The organism is Nonomuraea sp. KM88, assembly GCF_052245635.1.
GTDB lineage: Bacteria > Actinomycetota > Actinomycetes > Streptosporangiales > Streptosporangiaceae > Nonomuraea.
On record NZ_JBQQCC010000029.1, the window covers coordinates 43,345 to 62,110 of the forward strand.

Below are 18,766 nucleotides of genomic sequence, written 5' to 3' on the forward strand. Positions count from 1 at the left end.
GCAAGGGGAATGTTCATGGACACCGCATCACGTACCGCCATCGTCACCGGAGGCTCGCGGGGGATCGGCCGCGCCGTGGCCGCCAGGCTCGCCGCGGCGGGCCAGGACGTCGCCGTCCTCTACGCCTCCGACGCCAAAGAGGCGGACGCCGCCGTCGGCGAGATCGAGGCGGCCGGCGCCCGCGGGATCGCGCTCCAGGCCGACGTGGCCGACGAGGACGCGATCGCCGGCGCCTTCGACACCGTCGAGCAGCGCCTCGGCCCCATCGACGTCGTCGTCAACGCAGCGGGGATCATGGCGCTGCAACCGATCCGGGAGCTGGACCTGGCCCAGCTGGACCGGCAATTGCGCACCAACGTGCGGGGCACGTTCGTCACGGCCAAGGAGGCCGCCCGCCGGATCCGTCCCGGCGGCGCCTTCGTCGCCTTCTCCACCAGCGTCACCCGCCTGCACCTGCCGGCCTACGGCGCGTACGCCGCGACCAAGGGCGCGGTGGAGGCGCTCATCCCGATCCTCGCCAGGGAAATGGGCGACCGCGACGTCACGGTCAACGCGGTCGCGCCCGGCCCCACGGCCACGGAGCTGTTCTTCGAAGGCAAGTCCCAGCAGATCATCGACCGGATCGCCGGCCTGAGCCCGATGAACCGGCTCGGCACCCCGGACGACATCGCGGAGCTCGTCGCCTTCCTCGCCGGGCCCGGCCGCTGGATCAACGGCCAGATCGTGTTCGCCAACGGCGGCGCCGCCTGACGTCGCACGCAGCCATCGAGAAGGGACCACCACCGTGGAGACGCACATCAGGACCGCAGCGCAGCACGCCGTGGACCGGCAGGACACCGGCCGGTTCGTCACCTACACCGCCATCGCGGCCGTGGTGGCCGCGGTAGCCGCCTACACCAGCACCGCCCTGGGCCTGGAGGCCTGGGTCATGTTCGCGGGCTGGGTGGCGTGGTTCACCCGGCCGACCTCGGTCCGCCTCGGCATCCACGCCGTCATCTGCCTGTGGCTCGGCATGGCGCTCGCCGTGCTGGGGCACACGATCGTGGGGCTGGCCACGCCTTTCGCCGGCGCCCTGGCGCTGCCGCTCGGGGTCTTCGTCCTGGCCTCCGTCGCGGTCGGCCTGCGTACGACACCCGTCGTCAACAACATGCTCGCGTGGTTCGTGGGCCTGGTCACCTTCTTCGCCGCGGAGCCCGAGCACGTGCTCCCCGGGCTGCTCACCCTGGTCGCGGGCACCGCTCTGGGGGCCGTCGCCGGCTTCACCTGCCAGCGGCTGCAGCACCGGTTCGCCACGTAGCGGCCGCAGCCGGGGGCGGCGTACCGTCCCCGGCTCGCCGTGCCTGACCGACATGAAGGACGGATCAGCCATGCTCCTCATCCCACGTACCGGCGGGCGCCTCAGAGCCGCCACCGCTCTCCTCTGCGTCATGACCACGCTGCCCGGCTGCGCCCCACCGGAGCCCGGCACCGCGCAGCACAGCACCTCGCGGAACGGGGCCTCACAGAACAGCGCCTCGCGGAACGGGGCCACTCAGGACACCACGGCTCGGGTCACGCGCGGGCTCGTCCCCGGCGAGGTCACCGAGATCGCCCGCGGCCTGGCCATGCCCTGGGGCCTGGCGTTCCTGCCGGACGGCTCCGCCCTGGTGTCCGAACGGGCCTCGGCCCGGATCCTGCACCTCCGGCAGGGCCGCAACCCCACGCCAATCGGCACGGTGCCCGGCGTCGAGATGACCTCCGAGGGCGGCCTCCTCGGACTGGCCGTCTCGCCGTCGTTCGAGCGGGACCGCACCGTGTACGCGTACGCGTCCGCCTCGCCCACCAACCGCGTCGTCGCCCTGCGCCTGGCCCCTGACCTGCGCTCCCTGCGCCAGGAACGGGTGATCCTCGAAGGCATCGAGACCGCCGACCGCCATCACGGCGGGCGCCTGCGCTTCGGGCCCGACGGCAACCTCTGGATCGGCACCGGAGACGCCTTCTCCCCCGAGAACGCGGCCGACGACGAGTCGCTGAACGGCAAGATCCTGCGGATCCGCCCCGACGGGTCCATACCGCCGGACAACCCCTCGGGCACCGCTATCTACTCCAGCGGCCACCGCAACGTCCAGGGCATCGCGTTCGGCCCCGACGGCACCGCGTACGCGTCCGAACTCGGTCACCGGACCTGGGACGAGCTGAACGTGCTGCGCCCGGGACGCGACTACGGATGGCCCGAGTCGGAAGGGCGGGAGGGCTCTCACGGCGAACGCCCGATCTTCACCGTTCATCCCGACGACGCCTCGCCGTCCGGCATCGCCATCGCGGGCGGAGCGGTGTGGATGGGCGCGCTCGGCGGGCAGCGGCTCTGGCGCCTGCCCGTGGACGGACCCCGAGCGGCCGGCGACCCGGTCGCCTACTTCGCCCAGCGTTACGGCCGGATCCGCACGGTGGAGGCGGCACCCGACGGCTCCCTGTGGATCACGACCTCGAACACCGACGAAGCGACGTGGGGCGGCACCGATCCCCGGCCGGGCGACGATCGCATCCTGCGCGTCGAGCTCGTCCGCCCCGCCTCCTGACCCTTGACCAAGAACGGAGAACAAGCCATGTCCACCGTCCTCATCACCGGCGCCGCCACCGGCATCGGCAACCTCACCGCCCAGGCGCTCACCCGGGCCGGGCACACCGTGTGGGCCAGCATGCTCGATCCGTACGGGCGGAACGACGTCCACCGCCGTGAACTGCTCGACGTCACCGCCGAGTACGACGGCGCCCTGCGCGTCATCGAGCTGGACGTCACCTCGCAGGAGTCGGCCGACGCGGCGGTGGCCACCGTGCTGCGCGGCGGCGGCGACTTCGACGTCGTGATCCAGAACGCGGGCCACCTGTACGTCGGATACACCGAGGCGTTCACCGCCGACGACGTCACCCGGCTCCTCGACGTCAACGTCATCGGCGCCCACCGGGTGAACCGGGCGGCCCTGCCCCATCTGCGCGGCCGCGGCGGCGGCACCCTGCTGTACGTCGGCAGCACCATCATCGTCACCACGCCGCCCTTCCTCGGCCCGTACGCGGCGTCCAAGGCGGCGTTCGACACCCTGGCGGTGGCCACGTCGTACGAGGCGAACCCGTTCGGCATCGAGACCTGCATCGTCATGCCCGGCGCGATCACCAAGGGCACCCAGCACTTCCCCAACGCCACCCGAGCCGGCGACACGACGGTCGCGGCCGCCTACGCCGAGCTCGACCCGATGGTGGCGCGCAACGAGGAGGTGACCTCCGCGCTCTTCGTGCCCGGGGTCGACCCGAGCCCGGTCGGGGTCGCCGAGGAGATCACCCGGATCCTGGCCCTGCCGCACGGCGCCAAGCCGTTCCGCAGCGTCGTCGACTACACCGAGTCCGGCGTGGACGCGGTCAACGAGGTCGCTCGCGGCACGCGCGAGGGTTTCGTGCACCGCATGGGGTTCGGCGAGCTGCTGACCCCGCGGCCACAGCGGAGCGCCGACACCGCATCCGAGTGACAACCCGCATCGCTCGGCAGGGTCGATGAGTCCACCCATGCTGGGCGGCGGACGTCCTCTGGCGAGTGCTCACGCGGCAGGGGCCGCTGCCGAACAGCGGAAACGTCTGGGAAACACGCCCGCCGCGACGATACCGGCCATGAGAGAAACGCTAAGACACCGGGGAAGGTCCGCGACGCGGCGGGCCGCCGTGGCGTCGGCCGGCGTGGCGAGCGCTCTGCTGCTCTCGGGCTGGGCCTTGCCGATGCAGGGCCCCGCCGCGCCCCAGCCGGCCCAGGCGCCCGCCGTCCGAGCCGCCGCGTCCCTGGCGGACGCCTGCACCCCCGGGCAGCCGCCGGAGTCGCCGGACCTCAAGCCCACCACGCCCGAGACGCTGGAGCAGGTCTACCAGTGCATTCTCACCAACTCCTACGCGGGCCCGGCGATGGACCACCGGGACCTGCTGGCCGCCGCCTTCGCCGCCTTCACCCAGGAGCTTCACCGGCGCGGCATGGACCAGGCGGACGTCACCACTCTTCCCATGAGCGGCGACCGTGACCGCGACTGGCAGGCGTTCATCGACGTCTACAAGCGGGTGAAGGCGGACGGCGACGTGCAGCAGGCGCTCGCCGCGGCGGTGGTGAACGGCATGGTCGCCAGCCTCGACGACAACCACGCCAAGTGGTCGCGCCCAGAGCCGGGCGAGGAAGGGCCGCACGGGCTGGGCCTCTCGGTGTCGGGAGCGCGCCGGACGAATCTCGACCCAGCCGCCACCGAGCCGCTGTTCGTGACCGAGGTGATCGAGGACAGCCCGGCCGCCAAGAGCGGCGTGCGTCCGGGCGACGTGATCGTGTCGGTCGACGGCGCGCCGCCCTTCCTCGGCGGAACGCTGTCCGAGGGCGTCATCAACCGGCTGGCCGCAACCGACGGCGAGCCGGTGCGGCTCACGCTGCGGGACCCGGCCAGTGGGCGCAAGCGTACGGTGTCGGTCGAGTTCGGCCCTCTCGACCCGCCGCCGCTGAAGGCGTCGGGCAAGCTGGTGGACGGAGACGTCGCCTACGTCGAACTCCCCGGGTTCTACCGGGGCTCGGCCGACGACACGCTGGCGGAGGTGGAGCGGCTGCGTGCGGACAAGGAGCTCCGCGGGCTGGTCCTGGACCTGCGCGGGAACACCGGCGGAGAACCGGACGAGGTCACCCGGCTGCTCGGGGGCTTCGCCCACGGCAAGGTCACCAGCTACCAGTGCGACGTCCACGACAAGTGCACCGCCAGCCGCACCGACGACAGCGTGCCGCTGCTGGGCCTTCCCCTCGTCGTGCTGGTCGACCGCGCCTGCGTCTCCGCCTGCGACGACTTCAGCGCCGCGGTCAAGGGGCTGGACGTCGCCCCGCTGGTCGGCACCCGCACCGCAGGGTTCGTGGCCGGCGCGAAGGTGACGTACCCGCTGAACGACGGCAGTGTGCTGGCGATTCCGTCGCTTCACCATCGCGGACCGCACCGGGAACTGATCAACGCCATCGGCGTCCCCGCCGACCACCAGGCCCCGATGACTCCCCGCGATCTGTCCACAGGCCGCGATCCCGCGCTCGCCAAGGCGCTCGCTCTGCTGAAATGAGGCCGCTGCTCAGCAAGGGCAGGTGTCGAGTACTGGCTTCTTCCGGGGTCAGGTGAGCCGGGCGAGGGCCTCTTCTGCGGTCAGGCCGCCCGCGGTGGCCAGGGCCAGGTTGGCCAGGGAGGCACGGTGGGCGTCGTCGTCGGCCGCGGCGACGCAGTCGGAGATCACGTGCACGGTGAAGCCGAGGTCGGTGCCGTGCCGGGCGGTCTGCTCGACGGTGAGGTTGGTCGCCACCCCGGTGATCAGGAGCGTGGTGACGCCGCGTGCGGTCAGCCTCTCGGGCAGGCCGTTGCCCGCCAGCCCGGAGAGCCGCTGGTTGTCCACGACGGCGCCCTGACCGGCCTGCGCGGTCATTTCCTGGATGATCCGCGTTCCGGCGGCGTCGGGCCGGAACGCGGCCTGCGCGTCGCCGACCGACCGCATGAACGGGGTGTTGCGGACGAGGGCGCCTTCGTCGTCGGGCACCGTGAAGCGGGTGAAGACGATGGGCACGCCGCGCGCCATGGCCGCCTCGTGGAACGCCGCGGCCCGGCCGACGACGCCGCTGCGCTCGACGGGCTCGGCGAGCATCCCGCCGAAGAACCCGTCCGGTTTGATCACGTTGACCTGCCAGTGCAGGGCCAGGACCGCGGTGGCGCCGAGCGAGAGAGACATGATCAGATTCTGCCCCGTCACCGGCCGGACCGGGCGGTTTCCGTTGGAATCAGTGCTTCATGCTCCGGCGGGTGCGGTGGCGGTGGACGCGCGGTAGACCATGGACACGGGCAGGACGACGTCCTCCGGCGACGTGGACGCGATGCGTTCGAGGAGCAACCGGACGGCGGCCGCCCCGGCGTCGGAGAACGGCATGTGGACGGTCGTCAGCGGCGGGATTGTCCTGGCGGCCACCGGATGGTCGTCACAGCCGACGACCGAGCAGTCATCGGGGACGGAGAGCCCGCGCTCGTGCAGCGCGTTGAGCACGCCGACCGCCATGAGGTCGTTCTGGACGTAGATCGCGGTGATGCCGCGCGCCCGGTCGAGCAGCCGGTGGGTGGCGGCGTAACCGCCCTCGACCTCCCATGCGCCGTCCTCGACGAGGAGAGGGTCGTAGGGCAGGCCGTGCTCGGCCAGCACCTCGCGGTAGACGGCGGTGCGCTGCCGCGCGCTGTGCCGCTGCTGGAAGCCGGTCACCATGGCTATCCGGCGGTGGCCGAGCGAGAGCAGGTGGCGGATCGGCAGCGCCGCGGTGCCCGCGGACTCGGGGGTGACGGTCGGGACGCCGCCGCCGGCGATGTCGTGCAGGCTGACGGCGGGAGGCCCGGCACGCAGCAGCCGCCCGACCTCCTCGTCCTCCTCGGTGGCCGGCGCGTTCATGATGATGCCGTCGACCCGGCGCTCCATCAGCACGCGCAGGTAACGCACGCAGTCGGAGCCGTCCGGCTCGAGGCTGCTGAGGATCACGCTGAGGCCGTGCCTGCGTGCTTCGCGCTCGACGCCGACGAGGGACAGCGCCGGGGTCGCGTTGCTGAAGTCGACGGTGATCACGCCGAGGGTCAGGGAGCTGCGTGACTGCAGGCTGCGGGCCAGCGCGTTGGGGACGTAGCCGATCTCCTCGGCGGCCTCGATGATGCGTTGCCGGGTGGCGGGGGCGACGGCGCCCTTGCCGTTGAGCACCTTGCTCACCGTCTGGAAGCTCACGTTGGCACGCGCGGCGACGTCCCTGAGCGAGGCCACGAGGGGTCACCTCCCGAAGGCGAACGTTCGCATGTTGTGGCGAGGCACCACTGCCGGACAGCGACATTCTGCCACATCGCCAGGTCCGGGCGGCTGGTGTTGTGGGGGTTGACGGAGGCAGGTGGGGTGACACAGCATAGGCGAACGTTCGCCTAACGATGTGAACGCGCTTGCCCCGTTTGTTCATCGCTCCCGCATCGGTCCCGGCGGGAAGGAGAGGACCTCCATGACGACGTTCGGCCGTCGGCGATTCCTCGGGCTGTCCGGTGCCGCTCTCGCGGGCGCCTTCGGCGTCGTCGGGTGCACCCGCAGCTCGGAGCAGGAGGCCGCCACGGCGGCCGGAGGCGGCGTGCTGCGCTGGTGGGATCACTTCCAGCCGCTGAAACCGCTGCACGAACGCATCTTCGCCGAGTACGGCAAGGCCAACCCGGGCGTCCGGGTGGAGCACGAGGTCTACAACCCGAACGAGATGGGCCAGGCGCTGCAACTGGCGTTCAAGAGCGACCAGATCGCCGACGTGCACACGATCGCCGGCCTCGGATCGTCCGAGGCGTCCCTCGTCGCGAGCGGCTGGTTCGCACCGCTGGCGGGACAGGAGGCGATCCGCGCGAAGCTTCCCGCCGACACCCTGCTCGAAGGGCTGCACGTCTTCGACGGCAAGCTCTACACCTTCCCCTTCTTCACCGCCCGGCAGTACGCCACGCTCAACTGGTTCAACCGCGAGCTGGTCGAGAAGGCCGGCGGCGACCCCGACAACGGCCCGGCGACCTGGGACGAGTTCCGCTCCCTCGCCGCGCGGATCACCAAGGACGGCGGCGGGCAGGCGTACGGCTGGATCCAGGGCCTGCAGTTCCACGAACGGCTGCAGAGCCACGTGATCGAGCTGGCGATGTCCGCCGGCGCCCCGCTCGCCATGACCCCGGGGGCGAACGAGATGGGCCTGGTGGACCCGCGGACCGGCGACTACGCCTACGCGGGCGACCCGTTCGTCCAGACGCTGGAGTTCCTGCTGTCCCTGGTCCGCGACAAGGTCGTGTTCCCCGCGTCGACCTCGCTGGACGCCAGAACCGCCCGGGCCAGGTGGGCCACCGGGGTGGCGGGCATGTTCTTCGACGGGTCATGGAACATCGGCGTCGTCAACGGGCAGTTCAAGCAGTTCCTCGGCAAGGTCGGCGTCGGTCCCGTCCCGTCGCCGGACGGCAGGCCGGTCCTCTACGGCGCGCCAGCCCCCGGCCAGCTGTTCGTGTCCAGCCAGTCCGAGCACGTGGAGGCGGCCTCCGAACTGCTCGCGCGCTTCACCGGCCCCGAGTTCTACAAGGCGCTGGCCACGTACATGGACCAGGTGCCCCTCGACCTGGAGGCCGTGGCGACGGCGGACGTGCACCCCACCTACAAGCGGGCGGTCGAGCTGTTCGGCCAGGCCGTGCGGCTCGCGCCCAGCCCCATCGTCCGCAACCCCGCCGTCGCGCAGGTGCTGACCGAGATGAAGGAGCCGCGGCCCACGCTCGGCGAGATCACCCAGGGCATCCTCAGCGGCGAGCTCACCGACATCCGCAAGACCCTGCGCGAGCACACCGGCAAGCTCGCCGCCGAGCGGGAGCGCGCCACGCGGGCCGTCGCCAAGAAGGGCGTGAAGGTGAGCCTGGACGACTGGAAGTTCCCGAACTGGCGGGCGGGCCAGGACTACACGGCGGAGATGTACCGGACGTCATGAGCAGCGTGACACGACAGGCCCCGGCCCGCCGCCGGAGGCTCGCCGCCAGGATCTGGTCGGAGCGGTGGGCCTACGCCTTCCTGCTGCCCACCCTGCTGTTGTTCGGCGCGTACACGGTCTGGCCGATCATCTCCAGCCTGTACTACTCGATGCTCGACTGGAACGGGCTGGGCGCCGAGCGGCCGTTCGTCGGCCTGGACAACTACCGTGAGGCGTTCGGTGACCCGCTGTTCTGGAAGTCGCTCGGCATCACCCTGACGATCATCGGGGTGACCGTGCCGCTGCGGGTCGGGCTGAGCCTGCTGATCGCGCTCGTCCTCAACAACCCGAGGCTGCCGCTCGCCAAGCTGTTCAGGACGGCCCTGTTCGTGCCCGCGGTGACGACCACGGCGATCATCGGGGTCGTGATGGGGTTCATCTTCGACCCCGCCGGAGGCCCGGTGAACCAGCTGCTGCTCGACCTCGGGATCGTCGACCAGCCGGTCGACTTCCTCGGCGACCCCGCGTCCTCCCTGTGGACGGTGATGGGCGTCCACATGTGGAAGTGGTTCGGCATCACGCTCGTCTACTGGCTCGCCGCGCTCCAGACGATCCCCACCACGGTCCATGAGGCCGCCAGGACGGACGGCGCAGGGAGCTGGGCGGCGCTGCGCCACGTGACGCTGCCGCTGCTCAGGCCCTTCCTCATCATCATCCTGCTCCTCACCGCCATCGAGACCATGCAGATCTTCGACCTGGTGCTGACGATGACCAACGGCGGGCCGTTCTTCTCCACCCTCGCCACGGAGGTCTACATCTACCAGCAGGCCTTCGCCACCTCCACGCCCCGGCTCGGCTACGGGGCGGCGCTCGGCGTGCTGTTCGGGCTCGTCACGCTCGCCTTCGCCGCGCTCCAGGCCGCCGGCATCCGCTACGCCAACCGCGTCAGGAGCAGCCAGTGAGCGCCCCCCGTGGCCGCCGGGCCACCCGCCGCCGTCTCGGGATCTGGGCACAGGTGGTCGTGCTCGCCGTCATCTGCGCGGTGTGGATCTATCCGCTGCTCTGGATCGTCTCCGCCTCCCTGAAGGACTCGCTGGGCGTCTTCTCCGGAGGGCTCGGCCTGATCCCCGAGGCGTTCCACTTCGAGAACTACGCACGTGCCTGGCGGGACGCCGACTTCGGGCTCTACACCGTGAACAGCGTGGTCATCACCCTGGGCACGGTCGCGCTGGTCGTGCTGCGCTGCGCCCTGGCCGGCTACGTCATCGCCCGCAGGACCTTCATCGGCAGGCGCGCGGTCGTCGCCGTGCTGGTCGCGACCCTGTTCGCGCCGCACGGGCTGACCATCATCCCGGTGGTCGAGCTCAGCGACCTCATGGGGCTGCTGAACTCCCGCACCGGCATCGTCCTCGCCCTCGCGGGCACCGGCCACGTCGCCGCCGTCCTGCTGTACGCCGGCTATTTCAGCCGCGTCCCGCGCGAGCTCGAAGAGGCGGCGATCATGGACGGCGCCGGCTTCCTGCGGACGTTCTTCCGGGTCATGCTGCCGCTCGCCGGGCCGGTCACCGCGACGGTGGGCGTCATGACGTTCCTGGCCGCCTGGAACAACTTCTTCCTGCCGCTGGTGTTCACCTTCAGCCGCCCGGACCTTCGTACGCTCTCGGTGGGCATGCTCGCCTTCCGCGGCACCAACTCCACCGACTGGTCCGGCCTGGCCGCCGCGGGCACCATCTCGCTGATCCCGCTGCTCCTCGTCTTCCTCGCGCTCCAGCGTTACTTCGTCGAAGGCATCGCCGGGGCCGTGAAGTCCTGACGCGCCCACCCTCGAATGAGAGCCATGAACCGACCGAACATCCTGCTCATCTGCACCGACCAGCAGCGCTTCGACGCGATGGGCGCCTACGGCAACGACGAGATCGACACGCCCAACCTCGACCGGCTGGCGGAGCAGGGCGTGCTGTTCGACAACTGCTACGTGCAGTCGCCGGTCTGTGGCCCGTCCCGCGCCAGCCTGATGTCGGGCCGGTACGTCCACGCGCACGGCGCCTGGGCGAACGGCGTCGGGCTGCCCGCGCACGAGCGCCTGTTCTCGCGCGCCCTGGCCGACCACGGCTACGACTGCGGCCTGGCCGGGAAGTTCCACATCGGCGGCGCGTGCTTCGGCGGCCGTCTCGAACCGCGGCTGGACGACGGCTTCCGCGTGTTCCGGTGGGCGCACGACCCCTATCCCGGATCGTCCGAGAACGCCTACCACCGGTGGCTGCGGGCCGTACGGCCGGACCTGTACGAGACCGCCGCCCGGGCCGGATCAGGGACCGGCTTCGACACGCTCCCGACGGAGTTCCACTACAGCCGGTGGATCGGCGACGAGACCGTCGACTACCTGCGGCGCTCGCGCGACGCGGACAAGCCGTTCTTCTTCGTGGCCAACTTCTTCGACCCGCACCACGCGTTCGGCGCGCCGCAGGAGTACGTCGACCGTTACCGCGGCAAGACCCTGCGCGGCCCGGTCACCCGTGACGGCGAGCTGGCCGGCAAGCCGCCCGTGCTGACCGAGGCCTCGCACCGCTCCTACGCCGGCCACGCCCGCGGCTACACCGAATACACCGAGTCCGAGCTGCACGACGTCAGGGTCAGCTATTACGCGATGGTGAGCCTCGTCGACGACGAGGTCGGCAGGATCCTCGCCGTGCTCGAGGAGGAGGGCCTGGCCGAGGACACGCTGGTCGTCTTCACCAGCGACCACGGCGAGATGCTCGGCGACCACCAGCTCATGTTGAAGGGCCCGATGATGTACGAGTGCGCCGTCCGGGTCCCGCTCGTCATGCGCTGGCCGGCCGGGTTGCCCGCCGGTGCGCGCCGGGCCGAGCTGGTCCAGTGGATCGACCTGGCCACGACGTTCCTCGCGGCCGCGGGCGCGCCGCCGCTCCCCCGCGGGCAGGGGCTCAACCTCCTGCCGCTGGCCCGCGGCGAGCAGGACGCGCCGGTCAGGGACTGGGCGCTGTGCGAATACCGCAACAGCGGCCACCCGTACGACGAGCCCGTGCACACCACGATGCTCAGGCACGACCGCTGGAAGCTCGTCGTCTACCACGGCGCGCCGTCCACGACCCGGGCCCGCTCCGGCGAGCTGTACGACCTGGGAGCCGACCCGGCGGAGCTGGACAACCTGTGGGACGACCCGGCCCACGCGGTGACCCGGGCCGGGCTGCAGGAGCTGCTGCTCGACGTCCTGGTCGCGACCGAGGACCGCAGCCAGCCGCGGGAGGCGCACTGGTGACGGCCGGCCTGCGGTCGGCCCTGGGGGCTCATGCGGCGCGCTTGGCGACGCGCTCGATGGCCTTGACGGCGACGCCGGGCTGGTCGGTGTAGATGTAGTGGCCGCTCTTGGCGGCGGTGCTCAGCCTGCTCCTGCTGGAGATCGCGAGCCACTTGCGCTGGCCGGCGCTCCACGCCTTCTCCAGGCGCTTGCCGTAGGTGGGGATGGCCGCCAGGTACGGCTGCCCGTGCTTGATCACCTCGACCGGGATCTTGCCGGCGGAGCGGACCTTGCCGTCGGCGATGACGAGCTTCTCGGGGTTCTGGCCGGCGAAGATGGCGAGTTGCTGGGCGCGCACCTGGGCCGCCGGGCCCTTGGCCGACTTGGGGATCACCCGGGCGATGTCGGCGCGCATGGTGGAGGGGGTGGCGTCCATGAGCACCAGGCCCTTGACGCGGTCCTGGTGGTCGGGGGCGTAGCGGGCGGCGATGAGCCCGCCGAGCGAGTGGCCGGCCAGCACGACCGGGCGGTCACCGGCGACCTGGTCGAGCACGCCGGTGAGGATCTTACCGGTGCTCGCGAAGTCCTGCGGGCCCTGCGGCTTGTCGCTGGCGCCCGCGCCGAGCCGGTCGTAGGAGCAGACCCGGTTCTTCCCGCTCAGCGTCTTCTGCAGCGCGGCCATCTTGGTCAGGTCGTCACCGCCGCCGTGCATCAGCACGATCACCGGCGCACCGTCGGCCGCCTCACCCGAGCAGGACACGTTCACCGACCTGCCCGCGACCTCGATCTTCTTGGTCCCGGAGATCAGGTCGGCCTCGATCTGCCGCTCCACGGCGGCGAAGGGGTCCCAGTCCTGCGCCATCGCGCCTCCGCAGGTGACGACTCCCGCGCCGATCACGGTGGTGCACAGGGCGGCCACAACGGATGCCTTGATACCGAACATGACGTCCTCCAGGGAGAGAGCGAGTAGGGGGAGCGGCTTCGAGCGCCGCGGCTACGTCGGTAACGCTACGGATCGGGCAGGTGCCGAGGCGTCCCCGTACGGTGGACACTCGCCGGTAGCTCGCACGGGGGACAAGCCCGCGGCGGCGACGCCTGTCCCCCGTGCGAGCTACCCGGGAGTGTCCACCGGGCGGGGACGACTCCAGGGCGCCGGATCTCTAGCGTTGTGCGCACAGCCGCGGCGTTCCGGTCGCGCACGCTCGTGAAGGAGTCGCCATGCGACCGTTGAAGCGGCTCGTGGCCGCCTGCGACCGCTGCCCCATCCCGATCCGGCACAGCGCCAGGGTCGAGACGAGCGCTAGGCTTCCCCGATGATCCATCTCCGGCGGATCGCGGACCTGTGGCGGCGGTGCGACGTCACGCTCCGGGATCTTCCGTTGGCGCTGCTGCTGTTCGCCGGCTCCCTCCTGCCGGAGTTCCAGGGCCACGGAACCCAGATCGGCGTCCTGCCGACCCGCGACTATGACGCGCTGGCCGTCCTGGTGGTCGCGCTGGAGTGCCTCCCGCTCACCGTGCGCCGCCGGTGGCCGGGCGTCTGCATCGTCCTGGTGTCGCTCGGCTTCTCCCTCGACCAGCTCCTCGGCGTCCACGCGATGGCGGGCACCGCCCTGCCGATCGCGCTCGTCAGCGTGGGCGCCCATCTGGAGCGCCACCGCCGCGCCACCGCGATCCTCCTGTCCGTCGCGTTCGTGCCCCTCATCGTCGCGCTCGACCAGCTCGGCTCGGGCGAGCCGCTGGCGGACATCGTGCTGCTCTACGTGGTGCTGGTCCTCGCCTGGGCCATCGGGTCCTGGCTGCGTTCCGCCCGCGCCGCCGAGGCCGAACGGCGCCGCCACGTCGCCGCGGCCACCCGCGCCGCCGAACGCACCCGCATCGCCCGCGAGCTGCACGACGTCGTGACCCACCACGTGACGGCGATGGTCGTCCAGGCCGAGGCCGCACGCTACCTGACCGCCGCACCCGAACGCCTCGACGCGACCCTGAGCGCCGTCACCGACACCGGCCGGCGCGCCATCACCGACCTGCGACACCTGCTCGACCTGCTCAACCCCGACCACGACACCGACGGCCGGACTCCCTCCGCCGGCGACCTGCACGGCCTCATCGAGCAGACCCGCCAGGCCGGGCAGCCGGTCGAGTTCGACGAGGAGGGCGCGCCGCCGGAGTCGGCGGGCAGCGCCGAGTTCGTGGCCTACCGGGTCGTGCAGGAAGCTCTGACCAACGCTCTCAAGTACGCCCACGGCAGCCGCACCGAAGTGCGCGTACGCCATGCCCAGAAGGAGATCAGCGTGGAGATCAGCACCGACGGTTCCGGATCGCGCACGCGCTCCCCCGGCGGCAGCGGGCGGGGCCTGGCCGGGCTCCGCGACCGGGTCGACGCCCTGGGCGGCGAGTTCGACGCGGGCCCGCGCCCCGACGGCGGCTTCCTCGTACGGGCCCGCGTCCCCGCCGGGAGCCCGTCGTGACCGCGCCGGTCAGGGTCCTGGTCTGCGACGACCAGGCGCTGATCCGCACCGGGTTCTCGACCATCATCGACGCGCAGCCCGACCTCGAGGTGGTGGGCGAGTGCGGGGACGGCCGAGCCGCGGTCGAGCTCACCCGCCAGGTGAACCCCGACATCGTCGTGATGGACGTGCGCATGCCGGTGCTCGACGGCATCGAGGCGACCCGCGAGCTGGCCGGCGCCGGGGTCTCGCAGCCCGTCAAGGTGCTCGTGGTGACGACGTTCAACCTCGACGAGTACGTCTACGAGGCGCTGCGCGCCGGGGCCAGCGGGTTCCTGCTCAAGGACGCCCCGCCCCAGCAGTTGCTGCACGGCATCCGCACCGTCGCCTCGGGAGCCGCGCTGCTGGCCCCCGAGGTCACCCGGCAACTCGTCGGCAGGTACGCGGCGCGGATCCGCCCCGCCGAGAGCACGCCGGACGAACCCGCGCTGACCCCGCGCGAGCTGGAAGTCCTGCGCCTCATCGCCGACGGCCTGTCCAACAGCGAGATCGCCGCGTCGTTGGTGATCAGCCAGGAGACCGTCAAGACGTACGTGTCGCGCATCCTCACCAAGCTCGACCTGCGCGACCGCGTCCAGGCGGTGGTCTACGCCTACCGCAGGGGGCTCGTGACCTGAGTTCACCCGGCGTCGAGCACGGTGATGACGTCGAGGTGGAGCCCGCCGACCGAGACGAGCGCCGGATGGCCGGAGGGGGCCGCACCAGCCGGGCCGGTCAGGCGCCCGAGGGCAGCCAGGTGCGGATCTGGTCCATCAGCGGGACGGGCGCGTCGTACTGCATCAGGTGGCCGGCGCCGTCGATCAGCGCCAGGTCGGCGCCGGGGATCAGGGCCTGCAGCCGGTGGCCGATGTCGCTGGAGAGCCAGGTGTCCTGGGCGCCCCACAGGATGCGTACGGGGATGCCGATGCGGCCAAGCTCGCGCTCGTTCTCTTCGAGGAAACGTTCGTCGTAGCCGGCGATCTGCCGGTAGAAGGCCGGCTGGCCGTCGTCCCCCGTCCAGGGCTGCACCAGCTCGTCGAGGTCGGCGTCGCGCAGGCCTCGGTGGCTGGCGCCCTGGATGTAGGCGCGCAGGATCGCCTCGTGGATGTAGGCCGGCAGCCGGCCGAGCAGGTCGGGGTGCTCTCCGACGTACGTGAAGAACGCCGAACCGGAGGGCGGGATGGCGACGACGTCGACGAGCATGAGCGAACTGTAGGGAACGCCGCCGTGCAGATGGGCCCGGAGCGAGACGGCTCCGCCGAAGTCGTGCGCGATCACGTGTGGCCGGTCGAGGCCCCAGTGCCCGAGCAGGGCCGCGAAGGCCTCGGCCTGCACGCCGAAGTCGACCGGGTGCCCGGCTTGTTTCGACGACCGGCCGTAGCCCGGCATGTCCCACAGGTGAACGGTGAAGTCACGGCTCAACGCCTCGGCGAAGGGCCGCCACACCCGCGACGAGAACGGGGTGCCGTGACAGAACACCACGTCGGGGCCGGATCCCGCCCGTCCCCAGGCGATCTGCCGTCCCTGCCAGTCGAAACGCTCAGTCAGCTTCATGCCCACCCACCCTAGTAATCGCCTCGGCCTCGCAGCCAACCGGCGTCCTGGTCACGAATGCTCTGACCAGCCGGCCAGCGGCAGGCGGAGGCGGTGCGGCGGGCCAGCGAGCTCCTGCGGCGGGACGGCGGCGGCGAGCTGCGCGTCCACGGCGTCGACGGTCAGGTACGCGACCAGCGCACGATCGCCCCCGGCAACGACCCCGTCCCGCCCAAGGGCTGGCCCCTTCCCGCCCGGCCGGGCGGCGCGACGTCTCAGGTATCGACATCAGGAGATCCCGGTGGAGGAGAGATGCCTCAGGCAGGCATGTCGATGGTCAACCCGGCTGTCTGGGCGGCATCGGCCAGTCGTTTGTCGTAGGTGACGAATGACGTGAGCTGGGAGCGGATGCGGAGAGCAGTTGCCAGGTGGACAGCGTCCAGGCTCCGCACGGTCACCGGTTCCACAGTTTGGGCCAGGATGCGAATGTCGGCGTCCAGTTCCACCAACTCGATCAGATCGAGGACCATGTGAAGTCGGGCGACGGCTTCTGGGGCGTAGCGTGCCAGAGCCCGTGATGACTCGATCTCCACCAGCACCGAGCTTGTCCAGCCGGTCTCCACCCGTTCGTCGAGCCAGTCGCGCAGGGCCTGCGACTCGGCCTCGGCGTGGACCAGTTTCACGACGGCGGCCGAGTCGAGATAGATCATCAGCGTTCGTCCTCCCGGCTGTGGGTGATCTCCGCGGCGATGTCGATGCCGTCCGGTTCGCCGAGCGGCATACGCAGGACAGCACGACGCATAGCGGCGGCGCGCTCCTTACGGAGGGCGGCTTCCAGCACGGCTTGGCGGATAGCCGCCGAGCGCGAACTGCCGTCATGAGTGAGAACTTCCAGTGCGTGCTCGGTCTCCGAGTCGCTGCGGATAGTGATGGTGTCAGCCATACAACCACTGTAAGACGCTTTGTCTTACAGTGGCAAGCCCTAGCCTGCCTCCCTCCGCGGCGCACGCCCAGCGCGGAACAATGATGTTGCTCCCCGGTGAGGCATCAACGAGGTGCTGTCCGGCGGGCCCATGCCCACGGCCGGTCATCCTGGCCGGCCACGCCTCCGCCGGGGTCGTCCTCAACCTGGTCGCCAACCGCGTGCCGGACCTGCTGGCCCGGACACGTGGGGACGGGTGCCTCGCACCTTCATCCGCTTCGCCCGGAACCGGTTCCTTCCCCCCGAGCTGCAGGACCGGTGGATCGCCGAGGCGGACCGGCTCACCCCCGGCAACCCCTTCGACGTGCACACCGTGGACGTCCCGCACTTCGTGCCGCGCTCCCAGGAGGTCGTCGACATCCTGCACGGCCTCGCCACACGCTCTTGACCTCAAGTTTAGTTGAGCTTCTAGCATCCTCGACGAGGAGAGGAGCTCAACGTGACGACATTGGTGACGGGTGCCACCGGGAACACCGGCCGGCACGTAGTGGCGGAACTGCTCCGCCGGGGAGAGCGCGTACGAGCGCTGACACGCGACCCGGGCGCGGCAGCGGGAAGGTTACCGGCCGAGGCGGAGCTGGTGGAGGGCACGCACACGGCGCCGGAGAAGCTGGACGCCGCCCTCGACGGCGTCAGCCGGCTGCACATCACGGTGACCCCGGGCCTCGCCGACGCCGGCTCCGAGCTGGTACGTCGCGCGGTCGACGCCGGCGTCCGGCGCATCACCGTGGTCTGGGGCGGCGCCGTCGGCCCTGTCGAGCAGGCCGTGGCGGAATCGGGTGTGGAGTGGACGCGCCTCGAACCCCAGGAGTTCATGTCCAACACGCTGGACTGGATCGGGTCCGTACGGGCCGAAGGGGTCGTGCGCGAGCCGTACGACACGCCCAGCGCGCTCGTCCACGAGGCGGACATAGCGGCGGTGGCGGCGGTCGCGCTGCTCGACGACGGACATGCGGGACGTGCCTACAACCTCACCGGACCGGAGAGGCTGACCATGCGCGAGCGGATCGCGGCGTTGTCCCGGGCGGTCGGCCGCGACATCGTTCTCCTCCCGATCACGCATGAACAGGCCGTCGAGAGGCTGATGGCCACCGGAGCGTCCCGCGAGGACGCCGACTATGTCGTCGGCTGGTACGCCGCTCCCGACGAGGTCGCCACGACCGTCGACGACACCGTCGAGCGCGTGCTCGGCCGCCCGGCGCGCACGTTCGCCCAGTGGGTGGCCGAGCACGCGGACCGCTTCAAGGAACCGGCGCGCTGAACAGCGCACCGAGCATCCTTGGACAACGCGATGCTCGAGGCGCCGGCTCCGTCACTCGGTGGCCGGCCGCCCGCCCTCCGGCGGCGCCCATCTCATGGTGAACAGCTCGTATCCAGGGGCCTGGCCTGTCAGCGGCCCCGCCGGTGCGGCCCGCAGGCCGTCGAGCGCGATGGCGACGATGCGCTCGCGCGCGTTCAGCGCGGCGTCGTACAACTCCGTCCGGCCCTGGCGCTGCAGCTGCTCCTGAAGGGGGGACTTCGAGAGCTGTTCGATGAGTAGTTCGAGGTCGACCGCGGTCACCCCGGCGCGGAGCACCCCGGCCCTGCGCGCGCGTTCGACGAGCTCGGCCACCGCGCGATCGCCCCGCTCCGCCAGCTCGGTCATCTCGTCGGAGACGTCGAAGGTGCCGGCGACCGGCGCCAGCGATCCCGGGCCCGACCGGATGGACGCCATCGCGTAGTGGATCAGGCCCTCCCACGGGTCGCCCATGGCCAGGCCCTCGTTCGCCGCGTCGAGGTATTCCCGCAGGGCGATCAGGCACAACCGCTGGAACAGCTCCTGTTTCGTACGGTAGCGCCGGTAGAGCGAGCCCACTCCGACGCCCGCCCGATCCGCGATCGCCGCCACCGACGCGTGGGCGCCGTCCACCGCCAGGACCTCGCGGGCCGCTTTCAGCAGCGCCCGGTCGTTTCTGGCGACCTCCTCGCTGCGCCATGAACGCGTACGTGTCATGGCGGCAGTC

General features: G+C 71.3%; 20 protein-coding genes and 1 pseudogene. 14 read left to right on the forward strand and 7 right to left on the reverse strand.

The genetic code is table 11. The annotated features are described in order from the left end of the window. Positions 1-15: 15 nt before the first annotated feature. From ACTWPV_RS46100 to ACTWPV_RS46120, 5 genes are all read left to right on the forward strand, one after another. On the forward strand, positions 16-750 hold the full coding sequence (locus ACTWPV_RS46100; protein ID WP_443156676.1) for an SDR family oxidoreductase: 735 nt from the start codon (positions 16-18) through the stop codon (positions 748-750). A gap of 34 nt (positions 751-784) precedes the next feature. Further along, positions 785-1,297: a DUF1097 domain-containing protein gene (locus ACTWPV_RS46105; RefSeq protein WP_347649326.1), complete on the forward strand. Its 513-nt coding sequence runs from the start codon at positions 785-787 to the stop codon at positions 1,295-1,297. A gap of 130 nt (positions 1,298-1,427) precedes the next feature. Beyond that, complete coding sequence (locus ACTWPV_RS46110; protein ID WP_443156677.1) at positions 1,428-2,558, forward strand: PQQ-dependent sugar dehydrogenase; 1,131 nt, start codon at positions 1,428-1,430, stop codon at positions 2,556-2,558. 27 nt (positions 2,559-2,585) lie between these two features. Continuing rightward, entirely contained in the window at positions 2,586-3,500 is a 915-nt protein-coding gene (locus tag ACTWPV_RS46115) for an SDR family NAD(P)-dependent oxidoreductase (RefSeq protein WP_443156678.1), read from the forward strand. A gap of 139 nt (positions 3,501-3,639) precedes the next feature. Beyond that, a complete protein-coding gene (locus tag ACTWPV_RS46120) occupies positions 3,640-5,094 on the forward strand; it encodes a S41 family peptidase (RefSeq protein ID WP_443156679.1) in 1,455 nt (484 codons plus the stop codon). Positions 5,095-5,142: 48 nt separating this feature from the next. On the opposite strand, the gene ACTWPV_RS46125 is transcribed toward ACTWPV_RS46120, so the two are convergent. Beyond that, positions 5,143-5,748, reverse strand: coding sequence for a cysteine hydrolase (locus ACTWPV_RS46125; RefSeq protein ID WP_443156680.1), 606 nt, complete (start codon positions 5,746-5,748; stop codon positions 5,143-5,145). A gap of 57 nt (positions 5,749-5,805) precedes the next feature. Continuing rightward, entirely contained in the window at positions 5,806-6,810 is a 1,005-nt protein-coding gene (locus ACTWPV_RS46130) for a LacI family DNA-binding transcriptional regulator (RefSeq protein ID WP_443156681.1), read from the reverse strand. A gap of 226 nt (positions 6,811-7,036) precedes the next feature. Between ACTWPV_RS46130 and ACTWPV_RS46135 the strand changes: the two genes are divergently transcribed. The 4 genes from ACTWPV_RS46135 to ACTWPV_RS46150 are packed head-to-tail and all read left to right on the forward strand — an operon-like array spanning position 7,037 to position 11,783. Next, complete coding sequence (locus tag ACTWPV_RS46135) at positions 7,037-8,524, forward strand: ABC transporter substrate-binding protein (RefSeq protein WP_443156682.1); 1,488 nt, start codon at positions 7,037-7,039, stop codon at positions 8,522-8,524. Positions 8,525-8,529: 5 nt separating this feature from the next. Continuing rightward, complete coding sequence (locus tag ACTWPV_RS46140; protein WP_347649333.1) at positions 8,530-9,465, forward strand: carbohydrate ABC transporter permease; 936 nt, start codon at positions 8,530-8,532, stop codon at positions 9,463-9,465. Next, on the forward strand, positions 9,462-10,316 hold the full coding sequence (locus ACTWPV_RS46145) for a carbohydrate ABC transporter permease (RefSeq protein ID WP_443156683.1): 855 nt from the start codon (positions 9,462-9,464) through the stop codon (positions 10,314-10,316). Before ACTWPV_RS46140 ends, ACTWPV_RS46145 begins: the two co-directional genes overlap by 4 nt. Before the next feature lie 24 nt (positions 10,317-10,340). Then, complete coding sequence (locus ACTWPV_RS46150) at positions 10,341-11,783, forward strand: sulfatase family protein (RefSeq protein ID WP_443156684.1); 1,443 nt, start codon at positions 10,341-10,343, stop codon at positions 11,781-11,783. A 28-nt stretch (positions 11,784-11,811) separates the two neighbouring features. Here the strand turns inward: ACTWPV_RS46150 and ACTWPV_RS46155 are convergent, their stop codons facing one another. Beyond that, complete coding sequence (locus ACTWPV_RS46155; protein ID WP_443156685.1) at positions 11,812-12,705, reverse strand: alpha/beta fold hydrolase; 894 nt, start codon at positions 12,703-12,705, stop codon at positions 11,812-11,814. Between the two features lie 370 nt (positions 12,706-13,075). Here ACTWPV_RS46155 and ACTWPV_RS46160 point away from each other — a divergent pair, with 370 nt between their 5' ends. Next, a complete protein-coding gene (locus tag ACTWPV_RS46160; protein WP_347649337.1) occupies positions 13,076-14,230 on the forward strand; it encodes a sensor histidine kinase in 1,155 nt (384 codons plus the stop codon). Beyond that, positions 14,227-14,886, forward strand: a complete 660-nt coding sequence (locus tag ACTWPV_RS46165) for a response regulator (protein WP_443156686.1) — start codon at positions 14,227-14,229, stop codon at positions 14,884-14,886. The genes ACTWPV_RS46160 and ACTWPV_RS46165 overlap by 4 nt, the downstream gene beginning before the upstream one ends. 97 nt (positions 14,887-14,983) lie before the next feature. Here ACTWPV_RS46165 and ACTWPV_RS46170 read toward each other — a convergent pair whose 3' ends face one another. After that, on the reverse strand, positions 14,984-15,802 hold the full coding sequence (locus tag ACTWPV_RS46170) for an alpha/beta fold hydrolase (protein WP_443156687.1): 819 nt from the start codon (positions 15,800-15,802) through the stop codon (positions 14,984-14,986). A 90-nt stretch (positions 15,803-15,892) separates the two neighbouring features. Between ACTWPV_RS46170 and ACTWPV_RS46175 the strand changes: the two are divergent. Next, positions 15,893-16,162 (forward strand): annotated as a pseudogene (locus tag ACTWPV_RS46175) (DUF2188 domain-containing protein); the annotation flags it as partial. Here the strand turns inward: ACTWPV_RS46175 and ACTWPV_RS46180 are convergent. Both ACTWPV_RS46180 and ACTWPV_RS46185 read right to left on the reverse strand, forming a co-directional pair. After that, positions 16,099-16,491, reverse strand: coding sequence for a type II toxin-antitoxin system VapC family toxin (locus ACTWPV_RS46180; protein ID WP_443156688.1), 393 nt, complete (start codon positions 16,489-16,491; stop codon positions 16,099-16,101). The pseudogene ACTWPV_RS46175 and the gene ACTWPV_RS46180 sit on opposite strands and share 64 nt — an antisense overlap. After that, positions 16,491-16,724 (reverse strand): hypothetical protein, encoded by a 234-nt coding sequence (locus ACTWPV_RS46185; protein ID WP_443156689.1) that lies wholly within the window; start codon positions 16,722-16,724, stop codon positions 16,491-16,493. Before ACTWPV_RS46185 ends, ACTWPV_RS46180 begins: the two co-directional genes overlap by 1 nt. A gap of 235 nt (positions 16,725-16,959) precedes the next feature. On the opposite strand from ACTWPV_RS46185, the gene ACTWPV_RS46190 reads away from it, so the two are divergent. Both ACTWPV_RS46190 and ACTWPV_RS46195 read left to right on the forward strand, forming a co-directional pair. Then, positions 16,960-17,151: a hypothetical protein gene (locus tag ACTWPV_RS46190; protein ID WP_443156690.1), complete on the forward strand. Its 192-nt coding sequence runs from the start codon at positions 16,960-16,962 to the stop codon at positions 17,149-17,151. A 51-nt stretch (positions 17,152-17,202) separates the two neighbouring features. Next, positions 17,203-18,024 carry an NmrA family NAD(P)-binding protein gene (locus ACTWPV_RS46195; RefSeq protein WP_443156691.1) on the forward strand — a complete coding sequence of 274 codons (822 nt, stop codon included), beginning with the start codon at positions 17,203-17,205 and terminating at the stop codon, positions 18,022-18,024. Between the two features lie 51 nt (positions 18,025-18,075). On the opposite strand, the gene ACTWPV_RS46200 is transcribed toward ACTWPV_RS46195, so the two are convergent. Continuing rightward, on the reverse strand, positions 18,076-18,756 hold the full coding sequence (locus tag ACTWPV_RS46200) for a TetR/AcrR family transcriptional regulator (protein ID WP_443156692.1): 681 nt from the start codon (positions 18,754-18,756) through the stop codon (positions 18,076-18,078). Positions 18,757-18,766 lie beyond the last annotated feature (10 nt).

Coding starts and splice junctions, on each gene's coding strand:
- ACTWPV_RS46170 (WP_443156687.1), bottom strand. CDS start 15,802: ATGAAGCTGACTGAGCGTTTCGACTGGCAGGGACGGCAGATCGCCTGG.
- ACTWPV_RS46120 (WP_443156679.1), top strand. CDS start 3,640: ATGAGAGAAACGCTAAGACACCGGGGAAGGTCCGCGACGCGGCGGGCC.
- ACTWPV_RS46200 (WP_443156692.1), bottom strand. CDS start 18,756: ATGACACGTACGCGTTCATGGCGCAGCGAGGAGGTCGCCAGAAACGAC.
- ACTWPV_RS46115 (WP_443156678.1), top strand. CDS start 2,586: ATGTCCACCGTCCTCATCACCGGCGCCGCCACCGGCATCGGCAACCTC.
- ACTWPV_RS46150 (WP_443156684.1), top strand. CDS start 10,341: ATGAACCGACCGAACATCCTGCTCATCTGCACCGACCAGCAGCGCTTC.
- ACTWPV_RS46135 (WP_443156682.1), top strand. CDS start 7,037: ATGACGACGTTCGGCCGTCGGCGATTCCTCGGGCTGTCCGGTGCCGCT.
- ACTWPV_RS46185 (WP_443156689.1), bottom strand. CDS start 16,724: ATGGCTGACACCATCACTATCCGCAGCGACTCGGAGACCGAGCACGCA.
- ACTWPV_RS46155 (WP_443156685.1), bottom strand. CDS start 12,705: ATGTTCGGTATCAAGGCATCCGTTGTGGCCGCCCTGTGCACCACCGTG.
- ACTWPV_RS46180 (WP_443156688.1), bottom strand. CDS start 16,491: ATGATCTATCTCGACTCGGCCGCCGTCGTGAAACTGGTCCACGCCGAG.
- ACTWPV_RS46100 (WP_443156676.1), top strand. CDS start 16: ATGGACACCGCATCACGTACCGCCATCGTCACCGGAGGCTCGCGGGGG.
- ACTWPV_RS46125 (WP_443156680.1), bottom strand. CDS start 5,748: ATGTCTCTCTCGCTCGGCGCCACCGCGGTCCTGGCCCTGCACTGGCAG.
- ACTWPV_RS46160 (WP_347649337.1), top strand. CDS start 13,076: ATGATCCATCTCCGGCGGATCGCGGACCTGTGGCGGCGGTGCGACGTC.
- ACTWPV_RS46110 (WP_443156677.1), top strand. CDS start 1,428: ATGACCACGCTGCCCGGCTGCGCCCCACCGGAGCCCGGCACCGCGCAG.